At 72.7% G+C, this 16,138-nt stretch carries 20 protein-coding genes; 9 read left to right on the plus strand and 11 right to left on the minus strand.

Annotated elements, in window-relative coordinates:
• Nucleotides 1–38 precede the first annotated feature (38 nt).
• Together ABD268_RS11680 and ABD268_RS11685 are read right to left on the minus strand one after the other, a co-directional pair.
• Nucleotides 39–932 carry a glutamate ABC transporter substrate-binding protein gene (locus tag ABD268_RS11680; RefSeq protein WP_344151848.1) on the minus strand — a complete coding sequence of 298 codons (894 nt, stop codon included), beginning with the start codon at nt 930–932 and terminating at the stop codon, nt 39–41.
• A gap of 98 nt (nt 933–1,030) precedes the next feature.
• Nucleotides 1,031–1,807: an amino acid ABC transporter ATP-binding protein gene (locus ABD268_RS11685; RefSeq protein ID WP_344151851.1), complete on the minus strand. Its 777-nt coding sequence runs from the start codon at nt 1,805–1,807 to the stop codon at nt 1,031–1,033.
• 102 nt (nt 1,808–1,909) lie between these two features.
• Here ABD268_RS11685 and miaB point away from each other — a divergent pair, with 102 nt between their 5' ends.
• On the plus strand, nt 1,910–3,397 hold the full coding sequence (gene miaB / locus ABD268_RS11690) for a tRNA (N6-isopentenyl adenosine(37)-C2)-methylthiotransferase MiaB (RefSeq protein ID WP_344151854.1): 1,488 nt from the start codon (nt 1,910–1,912) through the stop codon (nt 3,395–3,397).
• A gap of 21 nt (nt 3,398–3,418) precedes the next feature.
• Here the strand turns inward: miaB and ABD268_RS11695 are convergent, their stop codons facing one another.
• From ABD268_RS11695 to ABD268_RS11720, 6 genes are read right to left on the minus strand one after another with little or no spacing between them, the layout of a single operon-like run.
• Nucleotides 3,419–3,709 (minus strand): hypothetical protein, encoded by a 291-nt coding sequence (locus tag ABD268_RS11695; RefSeq protein WP_344151857.1) that lies wholly within the window; start codon nt 3,707–3,709, stop codon nt 3,419–3,421.
• A complete protein-coding gene (locus tag ABD268_RS11700; protein ID WP_344151860.1) occupies nt 3,706–3,957 on the minus strand; it encodes a hypothetical protein in 252 nt (83 codons plus the stop codon). Before ABD268_RS11700 ends, ABD268_RS11695 begins: the two co-directional genes overlap by 4 nt.
• A 29-nt stretch (nt 3,958–3,986) precedes the next feature.
• Complete coding sequence (locus ABD268_RS11705) at nt 3,987–4,463, minus strand: NUDIX hydrolase (protein ID WP_344151863.1); 477 nt, start codon at nt 4,461–4,463, stop codon at nt 3,987–3,989.
• Nucleotides 4,460–4,666, minus strand: a complete 207-nt coding sequence (locus tag ABD268_RS11710) for a hypothetical protein (RefSeq protein WP_344151866.1) — start codon at nt 4,664–4,666, stop codon at nt 4,460–4,462. The genes ABD268_RS11705 and ABD268_RS11710 overlap by 4 nt, the downstream gene beginning before the upstream one ends.
• Before the next feature lies 1 nt (nt 4,667).
• Complete coding sequence (locus tag ABD268_RS11715; RefSeq protein ID WP_344151869.1) at nt 4,668–4,994, minus strand: hypothetical protein; 327 nt, start codon at nt 4,992–4,994, stop codon at nt 4,668–4,670.
• 22 nt (nt 4,995–5,016) lie between these two features.
• The gene (locus ABD268_RS11720) at nt 5,017–5,220 is read right to left on the minus strand and encodes an antitoxin (RefSeq protein WP_344151872.1); all 204 of its coding nucleotides are present in this window, start codon (nt 5,218–5,220) and stop codon (nt 5,017–5,019) included.
• A 73-nt stretch (nt 5,221–5,293) separates the two neighbouring features.
• Between ABD268_RS11720 and miaA the strand changes: the two genes are divergently transcribed.
• The 7 genes from miaA to ABD268_RS11755 all read left to right on the plus strand — a co-directional run bounded on the left by miaA (nt 5,294) and on the right by ABD268_RS11755 (nt 10,203).
• Complete coding sequence (gene miaA, locus ABD268_RS11725) at nt 5,294–6,226, plus strand: tRNA (adenosine(37)-N6)-dimethylallyltransferase MiaA (RefSeq protein WP_344151875.1); 933 nt, start codon at nt 5,294–5,296, stop codon at nt 6,224–6,226.
• Between the two features lie 4 nt (nt 6,227–6,230).
• Complete coding sequence (locus tag ABD268_RS11730) at nt 6,231–6,776, plus strand: dihydrofolate reductase family protein (protein ID WP_344151878.1); 546 nt, start codon at nt 6,231–6,233, stop codon at nt 6,774–6,776.
• Between the two features lie 36 nt (nt 6,777–6,812).
• Nucleotides 6,813–7,451, plus strand: a complete 639-nt coding sequence (locus ABD268_RS11735) for a pyridoxamine 5'-phosphate oxidase family protein (protein WP_344151881.1) — start codon at nt 6,813–6,815, stop codon at nt 7,449–7,451.
• Nucleotides 7,444–8,310, plus strand: a complete 867-nt coding sequence (gene dapF / locus ABD268_RS11740) for a diaminopimelate epimerase (protein WP_344151884.1) — start codon at nt 7,444–7,446, stop codon at nt 8,308–8,310. The genes ABD268_RS11735 and dapF overlap by 8 nt, the downstream gene beginning before the upstream one ends.
• Before the next feature lie 71 nt (nt 8,311–8,381).
• On the plus strand, nt 8,382–9,158 hold the full coding sequence (locus tag ABD268_RS11745) for an SDR family NAD(P)-dependent oxidoreductase (RefSeq protein WP_344151887.1): 777 nt from the start codon (nt 8,382–8,384) through the stop codon (nt 9,156–9,158).
• A gap of 218 nt (nt 9,159–9,376) precedes the next feature.
• Nucleotides 9,377–9,571: a hypothetical protein gene (locus ABD268_RS11750; RefSeq protein WP_344151890.1), complete on the plus strand. Its 195-nt coding sequence runs from the start codon at nt 9,377–9,379 to the stop codon at nt 9,569–9,571.
• Between the two features lie 2 nt (nt 9,572–9,573).
• A complete protein-coding gene (locus ABD268_RS11755) occupies nt 9,574–10,203 on the plus strand; it encodes a helix-turn-helix domain-containing protein (protein ID WP_344151892.1) in 630 nt (209 codons plus the stop codon).
• A 280-nt stretch (nt 10,204–10,483) separates the two neighbouring features.
• On the opposite strand, the gene ABD268_RS11760 is transcribed toward ABD268_RS11755, so the two are convergent.
• From ABD268_RS11760 to ABD268_RS11770, 3 genes are read right to left on the minus strand one after another with little or no spacing between them, the layout of a single operon-like run.
• Nucleotides 10,484–11,125 carry a nucleoside/nucleotide kinase family protein gene (locus ABD268_RS11760; RefSeq protein ID WP_344151895.1) on the minus strand — a complete coding sequence of 214 codons (642 nt, stop codon included), beginning with the start codon at nt 11,123–11,125 and terminating at the stop codon, nt 10,484–10,486.
• Between the two features lie 10 nt (nt 11,126–11,135).
• Entirely contained in the window at nt 11,136–13,622 is a 2,487-nt protein-coding gene (locus ABD268_RS11765) for a GcvT family protein (RefSeq protein WP_344151898.1), read from the minus strand.
• 9 nt (nt 13,623–13,631) lie between these two features.
• On the minus strand, nt 13,632–14,480 hold the full coding sequence (locus ABD268_RS11770; RefSeq protein WP_344151901.1) for a hypothetical protein: 849 nt from the start codon (nt 14,478–14,480) through the stop codon (nt 13,632–13,634).
• 125 nt (nt 14,481–14,605) lie between these two features.
• Here ABD268_RS11770 and hflX point away from each other — a divergent pair, with 125 nt between their 5' ends.
• A complete protein-coding gene (gene hflX, locus ABD268_RS11775) occupies nt 14,606–16,108 on the plus strand; it encodes a GTPase HflX (protein WP_344151904.1) in 1,503 nt (500 codons plus the stop codon).
• Nucleotides 16,109–16,138: the final 30 nt, after the last annotated feature.

Below are 16,138 nucleotides of genomic sequence, written 5' to 3' on the forward strand. Positions count from 1 at the left end.
CGTACGCCGTCCCGCCCACCGTCAGGGGTGGTGACGGGTCAGGCCGCCTGGCACTCGTCCAGCTCGGGCTGGTCCGGAGCGTCGACCCCGGACTTGCCGAGGGTGGCGTCGAACGCGTCCTTCCAGGTGCCGTCGTCGAACGACTTGGTCACCGTGTCGTTGATCCAGCCGCACATCTCCGGGTAGTCCTTGGAGTACCCGATGCCGTAGCGCTCCTCGGAGAACGTGTCGCCGACGACCTTCAGGTCGTCGGGGTGCTGGGCGGCGTAGCCGAGCAGGATCGCGCCGTCCGTGGTCATCGCGTCGACGGTCCCGTCGAGCACCTGGTCCACGCACTCGGAGTAGGTGTCGAAGCCGCGGGGCTTCGCACCCTTGGCCTTGACGTTGTCCAGCGAGGTCGAGCCCGTCACCGAGCAGACCTCCTGGCCCTTGATGTCGTCGACGCTCTGGATGTCGCTGTCGGCGCCGACGAGCAGCTGCTGGCCGGTGACGTAGTACGGGCCGGCCTGCCCGACGACCTGACGGCGCTCGTCGGTGATCGAGTAGGACGCGATCACCAGGTCCACCTCGCCGCTCTGGAGGAACGGCTCGCGGTTGTCGGAGATCGTCTCCTTCCACTCGATGTCCTCGGGAGCGATCCCGAGCGAGCCGGCGAGGATCTTGCCCATCTCCGGGTCGAAGCCCTCCGGGGCGTCGTCGGTGGCGCCCTTGAACCCGATGCCGGGCTGGTCGAACTTCACGCCGATGGTGATCTTGCCGTCCTCGGCCAGCTGCTTCATGCGGGTGCCGTCGTCGAAGTTGTCCGCGGCGTTGTCCACCACGTTGACGTCGACGGCCTCGCTCCCGCCGTCGTCGCCGGCGCTACCGCAGGCGGCCATGGTCGCCGCCAGCCCTGCGGCGGCGAGGACCGCCTTGGTCCGCTTGAATCGCATTCGTCTCTCCTCTGGTTCTCCGGGCCCCCGCCCGGCCCCCTTCGGGGTGTTGTTGCGTTGCGTCGATCCGTGGTGCGGCCCGGGGCCGCGTCGTGTCCTCAGTGCGTGAGGATCTTGCTCAGGAAGTCGCGGGCGCGATCCGACCGCGGGTTGCCGAAGAACTCCTCGGGCGTGTTCTCCTCGACGATCGCGCCGTCGGCCATGAAGACCACCCGGTCCGCGGCCGTGCGGGCGAAGCCCATCTCGTGGGTGACGACGACCATGGTCATGCCCCGCTTGGCGAGGTCGACCATCACGTCGAGCACCTCCTTGATCATCTCCGGGTCCAGTGCCGAGGTCGGCTCGTCGAAGAGCATCACCTTGGGCTCCATGGCCAGCGCGCGGGCGATCGCCACTCGCTGCTGCTGTCCGCCGGAGAGCTGGGCGGGGTACTTCTCGGCCTGGTGCCCGACCCCGACCCGGTCCAGCAGCTCGCGCGCGCGGGTCTCGGCCTCGGCCTTCGCGATGCCGCGCACCTTGATGGGGCCGAGCGTGACGTTCTCGAGGATCGTCTTGTGGGCGAACAGGTTGAAGCTCTGGAACACCATGCCGACCTCGGCGCGCAGCTGCGCGAGGGCCTTGCCCTCCGCCGGCAGCGGCTGGCCGTCGAGGCTGATCGCGCCCTTGTCGATGGTCTCGAGCCGGTTGATGGTGCGGCACAGCGTGGACTTGCCGGAGCCGGACGGACCGATGACCACCACGACCTCGCCGCGGCGGATCCGGAGATTGATGTCCTGCAGCACGTGGAGCTCGCCGAACCACTTGTCGACGTTCTCCAGCGCGACGAGGGAGTCACCTCCGGTCGGCGCCGATGATCCGGTCTGCTGAGCTGTCATGGCTCAGCAACCTATCGGTCCTGGGCCCTCAACGTGGTCACGCGGTGGCCGGAGTTGTTCGATTGAGACCTGCGCGGGCCCCCGCCGTACCCTTGTGCGGTCATGACTGAGGCAAGCCGCACCTACGAGGTCCGCACCTACGGGTGCCAGATGAACGTCCACGACTCCGAGCGCCTGACCGGGCTGCTGGAGGACGCGGGGTACGTCGCCGCCGGGGCCGGCCGGCAGGCGGACGTCGTCGTGTTCAACACCTGCGCGGTGCGCGAGAACGCCGACAACAAGCTCTACGGCAACCTCGGCCACCTGGCGCCGGTCAAGGCCGCGAACCCGGGCATGCAGATCGCTGTCGGCGGCTGCCTGGCGCAGAAGGACCGCTCCACGATCACCCGGAAGGCGCCCTGGGTGGACGTCGTCTTCGGCACCCACAACATCGGCTCGCTGCCGGTCCTGCTGGAGCGCGCGCGGGTCCAGGAGGAGGCGCAGGTCGAGATCCTCGAGTCGCTCGACGTCTTCCCCTCGACGCTGCCGACCAAGCGGGAGTCGGCGTACGCCGCGTGGGTGTCGATCTCGGTCGGCTGCAACAACACCTGCACGTTCTGCATCGTGCCCTCGCTGCGGGGCAAGGAGAAGGACCGGCGCCCCGGCGACATCCTCGCCGAGATCCGGGCGTTGGTGGCCGAGGGCGTCTCCGAGGTCACGCTGCTGGGCCAGAACGTCAACGCGTACGGCGTGGAGTTCGGCGACCGGCAGGCGTTCTCCAAGCTGCTGCGCGCGTGCGGCGACATCGAGGGCCTGGAGCGGGTCCGGTTCACCTCGCCGCACCCGGCCGAGTTCACCGACGACGTCATCGAGGCGATGGCCGAGACGCCGAACGTGATGCCCTCGCTGCACATGCCGCTGCAGTCCGGCTCGGACAAGGTGCTGCGCGACATGCGCCGGTCCTACCGGCAGTCGAAGTTCCTCGGGATCATCTCCCGGGTCCGCGCCGCGATGCCCGACGCCGCGATCACCACCGACATCATCGTCGGCTTCCCCGGCGAGACCGAGGAGGACTTCCGGGCCACCCTCGACGTGGTCCGCGAGGCGCGCTTCTCGGGCGCCTTCACCTTCCAGTACTCCAAGCGCCCGGGCACGCCCGCCGCAGTCCTCGACGACCAGGTCCCGCCGGACGTGGTCAAGGACCGCTACGAGCGCCTGGCCGCGCTGGTCAACGAGATCGCCTGGGAGGAGAACAAGGCGCTCGTCGGCCGCACGGTCGAGCTGATGGTGGCCGAGGGGGAGGGGCGCAAGGACGCCGCCACCCACCGGCTGTCCGGGCGCGCGCCCGACAACCGGCTGGTGCACTTCGCGGCGGACTTCTCCGAGGTGGACGCCGACGGGGTGCGGCCCGGCGACATGGTCACGGTGACGCTGACCTACGCCGCCCCGCACCACCTCGTCGCCGACGGCCCGGTCCTCGCCGTGCGCCGTACCCGCTCCGGCGATGCGTGGGAGGCCCGCCAGGCGTCGCCCTCGACCCCCGGCGTCGCGCTCGGCATGCCCACGCTGGGCGCCCCCGCCCCGCTGCCGGACGCGCCCGCCTGCGGCTGAGCTGCCTGGGAATCGCCGCCGTCAGTCCGAGCGCGGGTCCTTGCTGGAGTAGCCGGCCTTGGGCGCGAGGCCCTCGGGGCTCGGCTCGGGGTTGCCCGTGGACTGCTCGGGCGGGACGTCGGCGTCGGCGTCGCGCTCCTCGGGGCTCACGTCGCGGACGCCGTCGGTGGCGACCTGGCCGGGGCCGGTGGGGCCGACCCGCTCGCTGCTGACCCCCATGCCGCCGGCGGCACGGTCCGGGCCGGCGGAGTTCGGGTTCGAGTCGCGGACGTCGGTCTCCTGCTCGTGGGCGGGCTCGTGGGGGTCGCTCATGCCGGGGACTCCTTCTCCCCGGACATCGACTCCTCGTCCCGCGTCGCCTGGGTGGAGGTGTCCTCGCCCTCCTGCATCTCGTCCGGCACCTCCACGTCGTCGACGGCCGGGTTGTCCTTGGTCGACAGGTCCCGGGTGGTCGGCTCGGCGTGCTGCTCCATCTGCTCGACGGCGTCCGCGCCACCGGGGGCGGGCTCGCCGGGCTCGATCTCGGGCTCGGGCATGGGGCCGAGGTCGTCGTTGCTCATCGCGTCCTCCTGCGAAGTCGGGTCGGGGATCAGGCCGGGGTGAAGCCGAACGTGGTGTACGCCGTGGTCGTACCCGTCCACAGCGCCTCCAACACCGACCGCTCGTGCGGCACCACCGGGTCGGGCAGGTCGGCGAGGGCGCACCAGCGCAGCTCGGCGCACTTGTCGGGCTCGACGATCCGCGGCTCGCCGGACCAGGAGCGGGCGGTGAAGAAGAAGTCGATCCGCTCGTCGATCGGCTCACCGCCCCGGGTGCGCTGCATCGCGGTCACGAAGGCCAGGTCGAGGTCGGTCACGGCGATCTCCTCGAGCGCCTCGCGCCGCGCCGCGTCGTACGCCGTCTCGCCCTGCTCCACGTGCCCGGCCGCGGCCGCGGCCCAGTGGTCGTCCATGTAGCCGGTGTTCCGGCGCAGCTGCAGCAGCACCTCGGGGCCGGTGACCCCGTCGCGGAGCAGGAAGACGTACGACGCGGGCACGACCACGAACCGGTCCAGCGGGGTGCTCACTCGTCGTCGGACTCGGTGATCTCGAGGTCGTGCGGGGTGGTCTCCGGCTCGCCCTCGACGTCGTACACGGTGCCGGTCTCGTCGGAGACGGCGGTCTCCCGCTCTTCGGCCTCGTACTCCTCGGGGTCCGGCGCGTCCTGGAGCTCCTCGGTCGCCTGCGCGGCCAGCTCCTCCTCGGGGACCTCGTTCATCTCGCTGGTCATCTCACTCATCTCCTGAGCCGTCGGAGGGCTCGTCGAGGGACGTCCCGGCGTTCTCGAGCTGGGCTTCCTTCTCGGGGTCGCCGGCGGGGTCGCGCTCGTCGGTGTGGGTCTCGGGCCGGTCGTGGACGTCGTCGGGTGCGACGCTGTCGCCCTCCCGCTTGGTCACCCGCTCGGTCGCCGGGCCCGGGTCCCGGGCCGGCTCGCCGGGGGTGTGCGACCCCGACGGCGCATCGGTGCGCTGCGGGCCGCCGGGCGGCGCGGGGGCGTCGATGCCGCCCGGGCCGTGCGGGTCGACCGGACCTTGCGGCGTGCTCTTCTCGTCGTTCACGTGGCTCCTCGGTGGTGGAGGGTCAGCGCAGGTCGTCGTTCTTGCCGTCGAGCTTGTCCAGCGCGTCTCGCGCCTTCTCCGCTCCGGTGGCGATCTTCTCGCTGTGCTTGCCACCGGTCTTGTCGTCGGCCAGCTGCGCGGCCTTGTCGATCCCGTCGGCGATCTTGTCGCCGTGCTTGTCCACGGCGTCCTCGAGCGCGTTCTTGGCCTTGTCGAAGAAGCTCATGACTCACTCCTCTTGCTGGGTCGTCCTGGCCGGCGGCTCAGGAGGTGTACCCCGTTCCTGACACACTAACCACATGCCACGTGACCCGATCGGAGCGCCGATCACGGTGCCGGTCGTGGCCGTGGTGGGGGCCACCGCGTCCGGCAAGACCAGCCTGTCGCTGGACCTCGCCGAGCGGCTCGGCGGCGAGGTCGTCAACACCGATGCGATGCAGGTCTACCGCGGCATGGACATCGGCACCGCCAAGCTCCCGCCCCACGAGCGGCGGGGGATCCCGCACCACCTGCTCGACACGTTGAGCGTGCGCGACCCGCTCACCGTGGCGGAGTTCCAGGCCGACGCGCGCGCGGTCGCCGGGCGGCTGCGGGCCCGGGGCACGGTGCCCGTCCTGGTCGGCGGCTCCGCGCTCTACACCCGCGCGATCCTGGACCGGTTCGAGTTCCCGGGCACCGACGAGGCGGTCCGCAGCCGGCTGGAGGACGAGCTGGCCGAGGTGGGCGCGCACCGGCTGCACCAGCGGCTCGCCACGCAGGACCCCGAGGCAGCGGCGCGGATCCTCCCCGAGAACGGCCGCCGGGTCGTCCGCGCGCTCGAGGTCATCACGATCACCGGGCGCCCGTTCACCGCGTCGCTGCCGACGATGGAGTACGCCGACCCGGGCAGCGTGCAGATCGGCGTCGACATCGACCGGCCCACGCTCGACGCGCGGATCGAGCAGCGGGTGCAGCAGATGTTCGGGGCCGGCTTCGTCGCCGAGGTCGAGCGGCTGCTCGCCGAGGGGCTGGCCGAGGGCCGGACCGCGAGCCGGGCGATCGGCTACCGCGAGGTCGCGGCCCACCTCGCCGGCGAGCTGAGCCTCGAGGAGGCCCGGGAGCGGACGGTCGTCGCCACCCGCCGGTTCGCGCGGCGCCAGGACTCGTGGTTCCGCAAGGACCCGCGGATCGTGTGGGTCGACCACGACGACCCCGAACGGGTGGAGAAGGCGCTGGCCGCCGTGCCACGCTGAGCCGGTGACGCGTACGACGTACTACACCGCCAGCACGCTGGACGGCTTCATCGCCGACGAGCACGACTCGCTGGACTGGCTGTTCGTGCAGCACATCGACGAGGACGGCCCGATGAGCTACGGCGCCTTCATCGAGACCATCGGCGCGCTGGCGATGGGCGCCACGACGTACGAGTGGGTCCGCGCACACCTCGCGCGGACCGGCGAGGGCTGGTCCTACCAGCAGCCCACGTGGGTGTTCACGCACCGCGAGCTGCCGACGATCGAGGGCGCGGACGTCCGGTTCACCGCCGGCGACGTGCGGCCGGTGCACGCGGAGATGGCGGCTGCCGCGGACGGCCGCGACCTGTGGGTGGTCGGCGGGGGCGACCTCGCCGGCCAGTTCGCGGAGGCGGGGCTGCTCGACGAGGTCTGCGTGCAGCTCGCGCCGGTCACGCTCGGGGCCGGCCGGCCGGTCTTCCCGCGCCGCTTCGACCTGAGGCTGACCGAGCTGGCCCGCAACGGGGACTTCGCCTGCGCGCGGTACGACGTGGTGGGGCCGCGGACCTGAGCGCGGACGGTCGGTGCCGCGTCGTACCGTTTCCCTGTGCCGACCGACAGCTGGACCGAGATCACCACGACCGACGAGCTCGTGACGCTGCTGGGCGAGCCGCTGCCGCGGGTCCGGGACAAGGCCCGCCCGGCGCTGCTCGAGGTGGACCGGGACTGGCTGGCCGCCTCGCCGTTCTGCGTGATGGCGACCGCGTCCGCCGACGGCCGCTGCGACGCCTCGCCCAAGGGCGACCCGGCCGGGCAGCTGGTGCACGTCCTCGACGAGCGCACCATCGCGATCGCCGAGCGGCCCGGCAACCGGCGCGCGGACGGCTACCGCAACATCCTGGAGAACCCCCACGTCGGGCTGAACTTCCTCATCCCGGGCCGCGGCGACACGCTCCGCGTCAACGGCCGGGCCCGGCTGGTCAGCGACGCGCCGTTCTTCGACGAGATGCTGGTCAAGGGACACCGGCCGCTGCTCGCGGTGGTGGTGGAGATCGACGAGCTGTTCTTCCACTGCGCCAAGGCGTTCCTGCGCTCGGGGATCTGGCAGCCGGAGACCTGGGACCCCGAGGGCATCGTGCCGCGCCGCGCGGTGCTGGCCCACGAGATCGAGCCGACCGGCATGACCGTCGAGCAGCTCGACGACTACTACCGTCCCGAGAACTACAGCAAGGGCCTGTATGCCTGACGCCTACCCGTTCCTCAAGGGGCACGGCACCGAGAACGACTTCGTGCTTCTGCCCGACCACGACGGCACCGTCCACGGCGCACTCGCCCCCGAGCGGGTGCGCGCGCTGTGCGACCGGCGCGCGGGCATCGGCGGCGACGGCGTGATGCGGGTGATCCGGACCGCGTCGTACGCCGGACCCGACGCGGGCACGCTGGCCGACTACTCGGGGAGTGCCGAGTGGTTCATGGACTACCGCAACAGCGACGGGTCGCTCTCGGAGATGTGCGGCAACGGGATCCGCGTGTTCGTGCGCCACCTCGTGGACGCCGGTCTCGTCGACGGGACCGTGCCGGTGCCGGTGGCGACCCGGGACGGGGTGAAGGCGCTGACCGTGGCGGGCGACCTGGTCACCGCCGACATGGGCGCCCCGCAGGTCCTCGGCTCCAGCGTCGTGGGGGTCGGCCTGCGCAGCTGGCCGGCCCGGCACGTCGACATGGGCAACCCGCACGCGGTCGCGTTCGTCGACTCGCTCGAGGACGCCGGGTCGCTGCTCGACCCGCCGGCGTACGACGGGGGCACCTATCCGCACGGCGTGAACGTCGAGTTCGTCGTACGACGCGGCGAGCGGCACGTCGCCATGCGCGTGCACGAGCGCGGCTCGGGGGAGACCCGCTCCTGCGGCACCGGCGCCTGCGCGGTGATGGTGGCCGCGGCCCTGCACGACCGGCTGGTGCCCGAGGGCGGCGCGCCGACCGACGACGTGGCCTACCGGGTCGATGTGCCGGGCGGCACGCTCACCGTCACCTGGACCGCCGACGGCCGGGTGCTGCTGACCGGGCCCGCGGTGATCGTGGCCTCGGGCACCACCACGCTCTGACGGGTCGTGTGCCTGAGACCGCGCCATGGCGCGTCCTGGGGCACACGACCCTGCCCCTATGCTCGCCAGCCATGGACATCAACGGAGCATCAGCGATCGTCACGGGCGCCGCGTCGGGCATCGGCGCGGCCGTCGCCCGCCAGCTCGCCGCCGGCGGCGCGAAGGTCGTCGTCGCGGACCTGCAGGCCGACAAGGGCGAGGCCCTCGCGAAGGAGATCGGCGGCGCGTTCGTCAGCGTCGACGTGACCGACACCGAGCAGATCAAGGCGGCGGTCCGCACGGCCGTCGAGCTCGGCCCGCTGCGGGTGCTGGTCAACTCCGCCGGGATCGGCTGGGCCCAGCGCACCATCGGCCGCGACGGTGAGTTCGACTCCGCCCACGACCTGGCGGCGTTCACCAAGGTGATCGCGATCAACCTGATCGGCACCTTCGACGCGGTCCGGCTCGCGGCCACCGAGATGAGCAAGCTCGAGCCGACGGAGGCAGGCGAGCGCGGCGCGATCGTGAACCTGGCGAGCGTCGCGGCGTTCGACGGCCAGATCGGCCAGGCGGCGTACTCCGCCTCCAAGGGCGGCGTCGTCGGCATAACCCTGCCGGTCGCCCGCGACCTGTCCGCCTCGGGCATCCGGCTTAACACCGTGGCGCCGGGCCTGATCGACACCCCGATCTACGGCTTCGGCGGGGACGCCGAGGCGTTCAAGGCCAAGCTCGGCGAGAGCGTGCTGTTCCCCAAGCGGCTCGGTCAGCCCGAGGAGCTCGCCTCGATGGTGCTCGAGTGCATCCGCAACACCTACATGAACGGCGAGACGATCCGCGTCGACGGCGGCATCCGGATGCCTCCCAGGTAACCCGGCGGTCGTGTCCCCCACGGTGCGCCATGACGCACCCCGGGGGACACGACGCGTCAGGGCCAGCGCGTCGTCCGCCACCACCCGTCGTACGCCGTCGAGGTGGGCGCGCCAGAACTGCTGGGGGTCGCCCTCCGGCGGGGGCCCGGGGTCGAGGTCGCGCTTGGTCATGAAGTCGTGCGGCCCCGGGCCGGCCCGGTTCTTGAAAGATCCGACACGTGCACGAGAACCGGCGCATCGACCCCACCGAGCGGGTGCACCTGCGCGACGCCGCCGGCTACAGCCCGCCGATCCACCGGTTCGCGCCCACGCCGGGGCTCGCGGGCCTGGTCCGGCGCTACTGGATGCCGGTGTGGTCGCTGCCGGAGGGCGCGCGGTCGGTGCAGCGGGTGCTGCAGTACCGGTCTGCCTGATCGTGGTCTCCGACTCCTACGCGCTGCTCGTCGGGCCGAGTTCCGGGCTGTCCACCCAGGAGCTCGCCGGGGAGGGCTGGGCGCTCGGCACCATGCTCCAGCCGGCGGCCGGGTCGCTGGTGTGGGGTGCGGGCGTCGCCGGGCTCACGGACCGCGCCGTACCCCTCGTGGACGCGCCGGGCCTCGACGGCGCCGCGCTCGTCGACGCGATCCGGGGCCGGGTCGGCGACGACCCGCACGACCCGGGCCGGCAGCATGCCGCGGTTGCCGCCGTCGAGGCCGCCCTCACCCCGCTGCTCCCGGTCGACGACGAGGGGCTGCTCGTGAACGCGGTGGTGGAGTACGTCGAGGGCGACTCCGGCGTGCAGCGGGTGAGCCAGGTGCGCGACAAGTTCGCGATCGGCGAGCGCACGCTGCAGCGGATGACCCAGCGGCGGATCGGGCTCTCGCCGAAGTGGCTGGTCCAGCGCCGCCGCCTGCACGAGGCCGCCGAGCGGCTCGCCGGCGAGGCGCGCCCCGACCTGGCCCGGGTCGCCGCCGAGCTCGGGTACGCCGACCAGGCCCACTTCGGCCGCGACTTCCGGACCGTCACCGGGCTGACCCCGGGGGAGTACGCCGCGGAGCCGCGGTGACTGTCACCCGCCAGCGGTCCCGGCCGGCTAGGGACCGGACCCGGGACCGCCCCCGGCGGGTGCCCCGGGATAGCGGGTGAGCGACGCAGGCGGTCACGGGCAGCAGCACCGCCACCGTCGACAGGTGCGACGGTGCGTCCCCGGCTGGTGTGCCGCGACGTGGTCGACGCCTGCGTCGGCGCGTTCACCCGCCCTCCCGGGCGGGTCGCCCGAGCGACGACCCTCATTCTGGCGGTGCGGGTCGGGGTACGCGTGCCCCAGATTGGTGAAAAGTCACCGGTCACCCGGGGAAACTTGCCGCCCACCCCGCCAGGTCCAGCACCAGGTCCGCCCGGTGCCGGGCGGCGTCGACCAGAGCGGCGTTCGGCTCGTCGACCCGGTGCACCCATGCCCGCGCGGCGGCGGGGGACTTGCCGAAGTCCTCGTGCCGCGCGACCAGCCTCGGGACCCGCACGGCGGCCGGGGTCTCCACGTGCCAGACCGCGTCCAGGCTGTCGCGGGCGGCGCGCCAGCACGGGTCGTCGAGCAGCAGGTAGTTGCCCTCGGTCACCACCAGCTCCGCCGTCGGCGGCACCGGGAGCGCGCCGGCCAGCGGCTGCTCGAGGTCGCGCTCGAACGCCGGCGCCATCACCACGTGGTCGGGCCGCGCGCGCAGCCGGGCCAGCAGCGCGGCGTACCCCCAGCCGTCGAAGGTCTCCGGCGCGCCCTTGCGGTCCAGCAGCCCGCGACGGACCAGCTCGACGTCGGCGAGGTGGAAGCCGTCCATCGGCACCACGACCCCGGCGTGCGCCGCGGCGAGGTACGCGGCCAGCGTGGACTTGCCCGCCCCCGGAGCCCCGGTGATCCCGAGCAGCACCCGCCCACCCGGTGGGTGCGCGGGGAGCAGTGAGGCGAGCTCGGCCCCCGAGGCCGAGAGGCGCACCACGTCCACCTCAGACGCGGATCCGCGCGGAGGTCGGGTCATACATCGGCCGCAGCGACACCTCGATCGGGTGCCGCACCCCGGCCACGTCGACCTCCCACGACCCGGCCGCCAGCCAGTCCGCCGTCACCGGCGCGCCACCACCGGACACGAACGCCAGCCCCACCGCCGAGCCCAGGGTCCAGCCGTACGACGCGGCCCGCACGTAGCCGACCGGCACGCCGTCGCGGTGCACGACCTCGGCGTGGAACAGCAGCGGCTCCGGGTCGAGCAGCCGGACCTGCACCAGCCGCTGCGCCATCCCGCCGCGGGCGGCGTTCGCGGCCCTGCGCTCCAGCACCGCCTCGCGGCCGACGAACCCACCCGGCTTGTCCAGCGCCAGCGCGAAGCCCAGCCCGACCTCGAGCGGGCAGTCGGTGTTGTCGATGTCGTGGCCGAAGTCGCGGTAGCCCTTCTCCATCCGCAGCGAGGCCAGCGCCTTGAGCCCCACCGGCTCGAGGTCGTACGCCGTGCCGGCGGCCTGCAGCGCGTCGTACACCTTGAGCCCGGACCCGGCCGGCACGTAGAGCTCGTAGCCCAGCTCGCCGAGGTAGGTGATCCGGGCGCACAGCACCTCCACCCCAGCGACGTCGATCCAGCGGGCGGTGCGGAAGCCGAAGGCCTCGGTGGACAGGTCGGCCGCGGTGAGCGAGGCGAGCAGCTCCCGCGACCGCGGGCCCTGCACGTTGAGCTGGGCGTAGTCGGCCGTGACGTCCTCGACGCGCACGTCGGAGGAGCCGACGGCCCGCCCGAGCCAGGCCAGCGCGTGGCCGTGGGCGGTGTCGGAGGCGACGACCCAGAAGTCGTCGTCGGCCAGCTTGGTGACGGTCAGGTCGGCCTCGATCCGGCCGCCCTCGTCGAGCCACTGGGTGTAGGTGATCGTCTCCGCCGACGCGGTCACCGGGCCCGCGGAGACCCGGTCCAGCACGGCACCGGCGTCGGCCCCGGAGACCCGGAGCTTCGCCATGAAGCTCATGTCCATCAGACCGACGCCCTCGCGGACGGCCCGGTGCTCGGCCTCCCACTGCGCGAACCACGGGGCCCGGCCCCAGGTCGGCTCCGCGGACGGGGTGGCCCCGGCACCGGCGAACCAGTCCGCACCCTCCCAGCCCGAGACCTCGCGCAGGTGCCCGCCCTGGTCGACGAGCCGCTCGTGCACGGGGGAGAGCAGCATCCCGCGGGCCGAGTGCAGCTGCTTGCCGGGCGTGTGCGCGGCGTACACGGTGCCGAGGATCTCGGTGGTGCGGGCCGCGCGGTAGCCGTCGTCGGCCTGGTAGGGCCGGAACCGGTCCACGTTGAACCCGGTCACGTCCACGTCCGGGCGTCCGGTGGTGATCCAGTGCGCCATCACCCGGCCCAGGCCGCCGGCGGAGAGGATCCCGACCGAGTTCATGCCCGCGGCGACGAAGTAGTTGCGGATGCCGGGCGCCTCGCCCACCGCGGGCGCCAGGTCCGGCGTGAACGACTCCGGCCCGCAGAAGAAGGTGCGCACGCCGACGTCCAGCGTGACCGGCACCCGCGCCATCGCCTTCTCCAGGAACGGCGCCATCCGGTCCCAGTCCGGCGGGATCTTGCCGAAGGAGAAGTCCGCCGGGATCCCGTCGACCTTCCACGGGGCCGCCTGCGGCTCGAAGAGGCCGACCATCATCCCGCCGCCCTCCTCGCGGTAGTAGCCGTACGACGCGGGGTCCTCGAAGACTGGCGCGTCCGGGTCGAGCCCCTCGATCGTGTCGGTGATCAGGTAGTAGTGCTCGGCGGCCTGGTTCGGGATCACCAGCCCGTTCTGGGCACCGAGCTCGCGGGCCCACATGCCCGCGCAGTTCACGACGTACTCGCACTCGATGTCGTGGCTCTCGCCGGTCGAGCCGGTGGAGACGCGCACGCCGGTGACCGCGCCCCGCGCGGTGCGGACCTCGTCGACCGAGACCCCCTCGACGAGGCGTACGCCGAGCTGCCGGGCGCCCTTGGCGAGCGCGGTGGTCACGTCGACCGGGTTCACCCGGCCGTCCCCGGGGACGTGGAAGCCGGCCAGCAGGTCGTCGGTCCGCGCCCACGGGAACAGCTCGGCCATCTCGGTGGGGGAGATCTCGTCGACCTCGAGCCCGAGGTGCCGCTGGAAGGTGGCGACCCGGCGGTACTCCTCGAGCCGGTCGGCGTCGGCCGCGGCCTCGATCAGGCCGACCGGCTTGAAGCCGGTCGCCTGCCCGGTCTCCTCCTCCAGCCGCGCGTAGAGCTCGCGGGAGTAGAGCCGGATCGCGGTCGAGGTCTCCGAGGTGGACCCGAAGCAGGTCATCAGCCCGGCGGCGTGCCAGGTGGTGCCGGAGGTGAGCCGGTCGCGCTCGAGCAGCACCACGTCGGTCCAGCCCTCGTGGGCGAGGTGGTAGGCGATCGAGCAGCCGATGACACCACCACCGATGATGACGACGCGGGCACGGTCGGGGAGCGCGGGGGTGGTCACCGACCCAATCTAAGGGGCCTGCGTGAGCTTGTAATGGAGCCGGACCGCGGTGGCCGACCACAGCCGCAGCACGTGGTCGGTGCGCAGCACCCCGTCAGGGTCGACGTAGACGTGGAACTCCTCGTGGATCGGGGCACGCGCGGCGTGGTGCCGGTCCCGGTCCGCGACGAGGACGTAGGCCCCGTCCTCGCCGAACGCGCCCGGCGGGGAGCTCAGCACCAGGGACCCGTCCGGCCGGGCCCGGGGGCGCAGCAGGACCTGCACGTTGCCCGCCTCGAGCGGGAAGGCCACGTGGACGCTCGGCTGGTCGGACCCGGGGAGGGTCCGGCTGGAGTAGCAGCCGCTGTAGACGTACTCACCGGTGGAGCGCAGCGTGCGGATCCACCCGGCGGCCCGTTGCCGGCCGTCGGCGTCGAGGAGTGTCACGACCCGGCTGTCCATGCCCAGCGCCACGTCCAGCGGCCGGGTCGGCAGCGCCAGCTGCTGGACCCGGCGACCGAAGAGCCGCGAGACGAGCTCGCCGCCGGGCGCGAAGAGCGGGTTCCACTGGGTCCAGACCTCCATCCGCCACGCGGAGGTGTGCTCGTAGAAGTGCCGGACCTCCGGCCTCAGGTCCGCGGCCCGGAAGGTGGCCCCGTCGAGCTCGGCCATGTCCGGGACCAGCCCGGCGCCGTCGTGCTCGCGCACGGTGCCGCCGAGGGCGGTGGCCGCCGCCCCCAGCCAGCCGTCCCCGATGGTCTGCCCGTCGTGCATCGGGGCCGTCAGCCACGCCTCGTCGCCGGCGAGGTCGACCGGGCGGCCCGTCGTACGCCAGAACGTCCGGGTGACCCGGTCCAGCCGGGGCATCAGCGAGCTCATGGGGAGCAGCGTGCCCGAGGGGTCGGGGAATCGTCGCCCGCCTCGCGGCGTTGACCCTGCACAGGAGTCAGCCCGGGTGATATCGGCTCGCGCTCCCCGACTCCCGGACCTACCCTGAGAGGCATATGACGAACGCACACGACTTCACCCTCGACGCCGAGCTGGACGCGACGGAGAGCTGGGACGCCGAGGACCTCGGGACCGACGAGGCAGGAGACTGGGTCTCCGGCTATGCGGACGAGCCCGACCCCGAGGACGTCGACCAGACCGTCGGCGAGATGGACCTCGCCGAGCGGCACGCGCTGCGGCGCGTCGCGACCCTGCGCACCGACCTCGAGGACATCACCGAGGTCGAGTACCGCCAGCTCCGCCTCGAGCGGGTCGTGCTGGTGGGCGTGTGGACTGACGGCAGCGTCGAGGACGCCGAGAACTCCATGGCCGAGCTCGCGCTGCTCGCCGAGACCGCCGGCTCCGAGGTGCTCGACGCGATCTACCAGCGCCGGCAGAAGCCCGACCCGGCGACGTACGTCGGCCGCGGCAAGGTGGACGGCCTGCGCGAGATCGTGCAGGCCAGCGGCGCCGACACCGTCATCTGCGACGGCGAGCTCGCGCCCAGCCAGCTGCGCAACCTCGAGGACCGGCTCAAGATCAAGGTCGTCGACCGGACCGCGCTGATCCTCGACATCTTCGCCCAGCACGCGAAGTCCAAGGAGGGCCAGGCCCAGGTCGAGCTGGCCCAGCTCAGCTACATGAAGCAGCGGCTGCGCGGCTGGGGTGGCAACCTGTCCCGCCAGGCCGGTGGCCGGGTGGCCGCGGGTGCCGGCATCGGTGGCCGTGGTCCCGGTGAGACCAAGATCGAGACCGACCGACGCCGGATCAACACCAAGATCGCCAAGCTCAACCGCGAGCTGCGCGAGATGAAGGGGACCCGCGACACCAAGCGCCAGGAGCGCCGTCGCCACCAGATCCCCAGCGTCTCCATCGCCGGCTACACCAACGCCGGCAAGTCCTCGCTGCTCAACCGGCTCACCGACGCCGGGGTGCTGGTCGAGAACGCGCTCTTCGCGACCCTGGATCCGACCACCCGGCGGACCACCACCGCCGACGGCCGGGTCTACACGATGAGCGACACGGTCGGCTTCGTGCGGCACCTGCCGCACCAGCTGGTCGAGGCGTTCCGCTCCACGCTGGAGGAGGTCGCCGACTCCGACCTGATCCTGCACGTCGTCGACGGCTCCCACCCCGACCCCGAGGGCCAGCTGGCCGCGGTGCGCGAGGTGTTCGCGGAGATCAAGGCCGACCAGGTCCCCGAGCTGGTGGTCATCAACAAGGCCGACGCCGCGGACCCGATGGTGCTGGCCCGGCTGCGCCAGCGCGAGCCGCACTCGGTGGTCGTCTCGGCGAAGACCGGCGAGGGCATCGCCGAGGCGCTGGCCGTGGTCGAGGGCGAGCTGCCCCGGCCCGACGTGGAGTTCAAGGCGCTGCTGCCCTACGAGCGCGGCGACCTGATCAACCGGCTGCACCAGCACGGCGAGATCGCCTCGCTCGAGCACACCGCCGACGGCACGATCGTGCACGGCCGCGCCAACGAGGACCTCGCGGGCGAGCTGGCGGCGTACTCGCTCTGAGCGGCCGCCGGACGTCATACGTTCCGGTCG

This window comes from Nocardioides koreensis, from assembly GCF_039531775.1.
Taxonomy (GTDB): domain Bacteria; phylum Actinomycetota; class Actinomycetes; order Propionibacteriales; family Nocardioidaceae; genus Nocardioides; species Nocardioides koreensis.

What these genes read in the sequence shown, in the direction of transcription:
- ABD268_RS11680 (WP_344151848.1), bottom strand. Translation starts at nt 932, where the DNA reads ATGCGATTCAAGCGGACCAAGGCGGTCCTCGCCGCCGCAGGGCTGGCG.
- ABD268_RS11685 (WP_344151851.1), bottom strand. Translation starts at nt 1,807, where the DNA reads ATGACAGCTCAGCAGACCGGATCATCGGCGCCGACCGGAGGTGACTCC.
- miaB (WP_344151854.1), top strand. Translation starts at nt 1,910, where the DNA reads ATGACTGAGGCAAGCCGCACCTACGAGGTCCGCACCTACGGGTGCCAG.
- ABD268_RS11695 (WP_344151857.1), bottom strand. Translation starts at nt 3,709, where the DNA reads ATGAGCGACCCCCACGAGCCCGCCCACGAGCAGGAGACCGACGTCCGC.
- ABD268_RS11700 (WP_344151860.1), bottom strand. Translation starts at nt 3,957, where the DNA reads ATGAGCAACGACGACCTCGGCCCCATGCCCGAGCCCGAGATCGAGCCC.
- ABD268_RS11710 (WP_344151866.1), bottom strand. Translation starts at nt 4,666, where the DNA reads ATGACCAGCGAGATGAACGAGGTCCCCGAGGAGGAGCTGGCCGCGCAG.
- ABD268_RS11720 (WP_344151872.1), bottom strand. Translation starts at nt 5,220, where the DNA reads ATGAGCTTCTTCGACAAGGCCAAGAACGCGCTCGAGGACGCCGTGGAC.
- miaA (WP_344151875.1), top strand. Translation starts at nt 5,294, where the DNA reads ATGCCACGTGACCCGATCGGAGCGCCGATCACGGTGCCGGTCGTGGCC.
- dapF (WP_344151884.1), top strand. Translation starts at nt 7,444, where the DNA reads ATGCCTGACGCCTACCCGTTCCTCAAGGGGCACGGCACCGAGAACGAC.
- ABD268_RS11745 (WP_344151887.1), top strand. Translation starts at nt 8,382, where the DNA reads ATGGACATCAACGGAGCATCAGCGATCGTCACGGGCGCCGCGTCGGGC.
- ABD268_RS11770 (WP_344151901.1), bottom strand. Translation starts at nt 14,480, where the DNA reads ATGAGCTCGCTGATGCCCCGGCTGGACCGGGTCACCCGGACGTTCTGG.
- hflX (WP_344151904.1), top strand. Translation starts at nt 14,606, where the DNA reads ATGACGAACGCACACGACTTCACCCTCGACGCCGAGCTGGACGCGACG.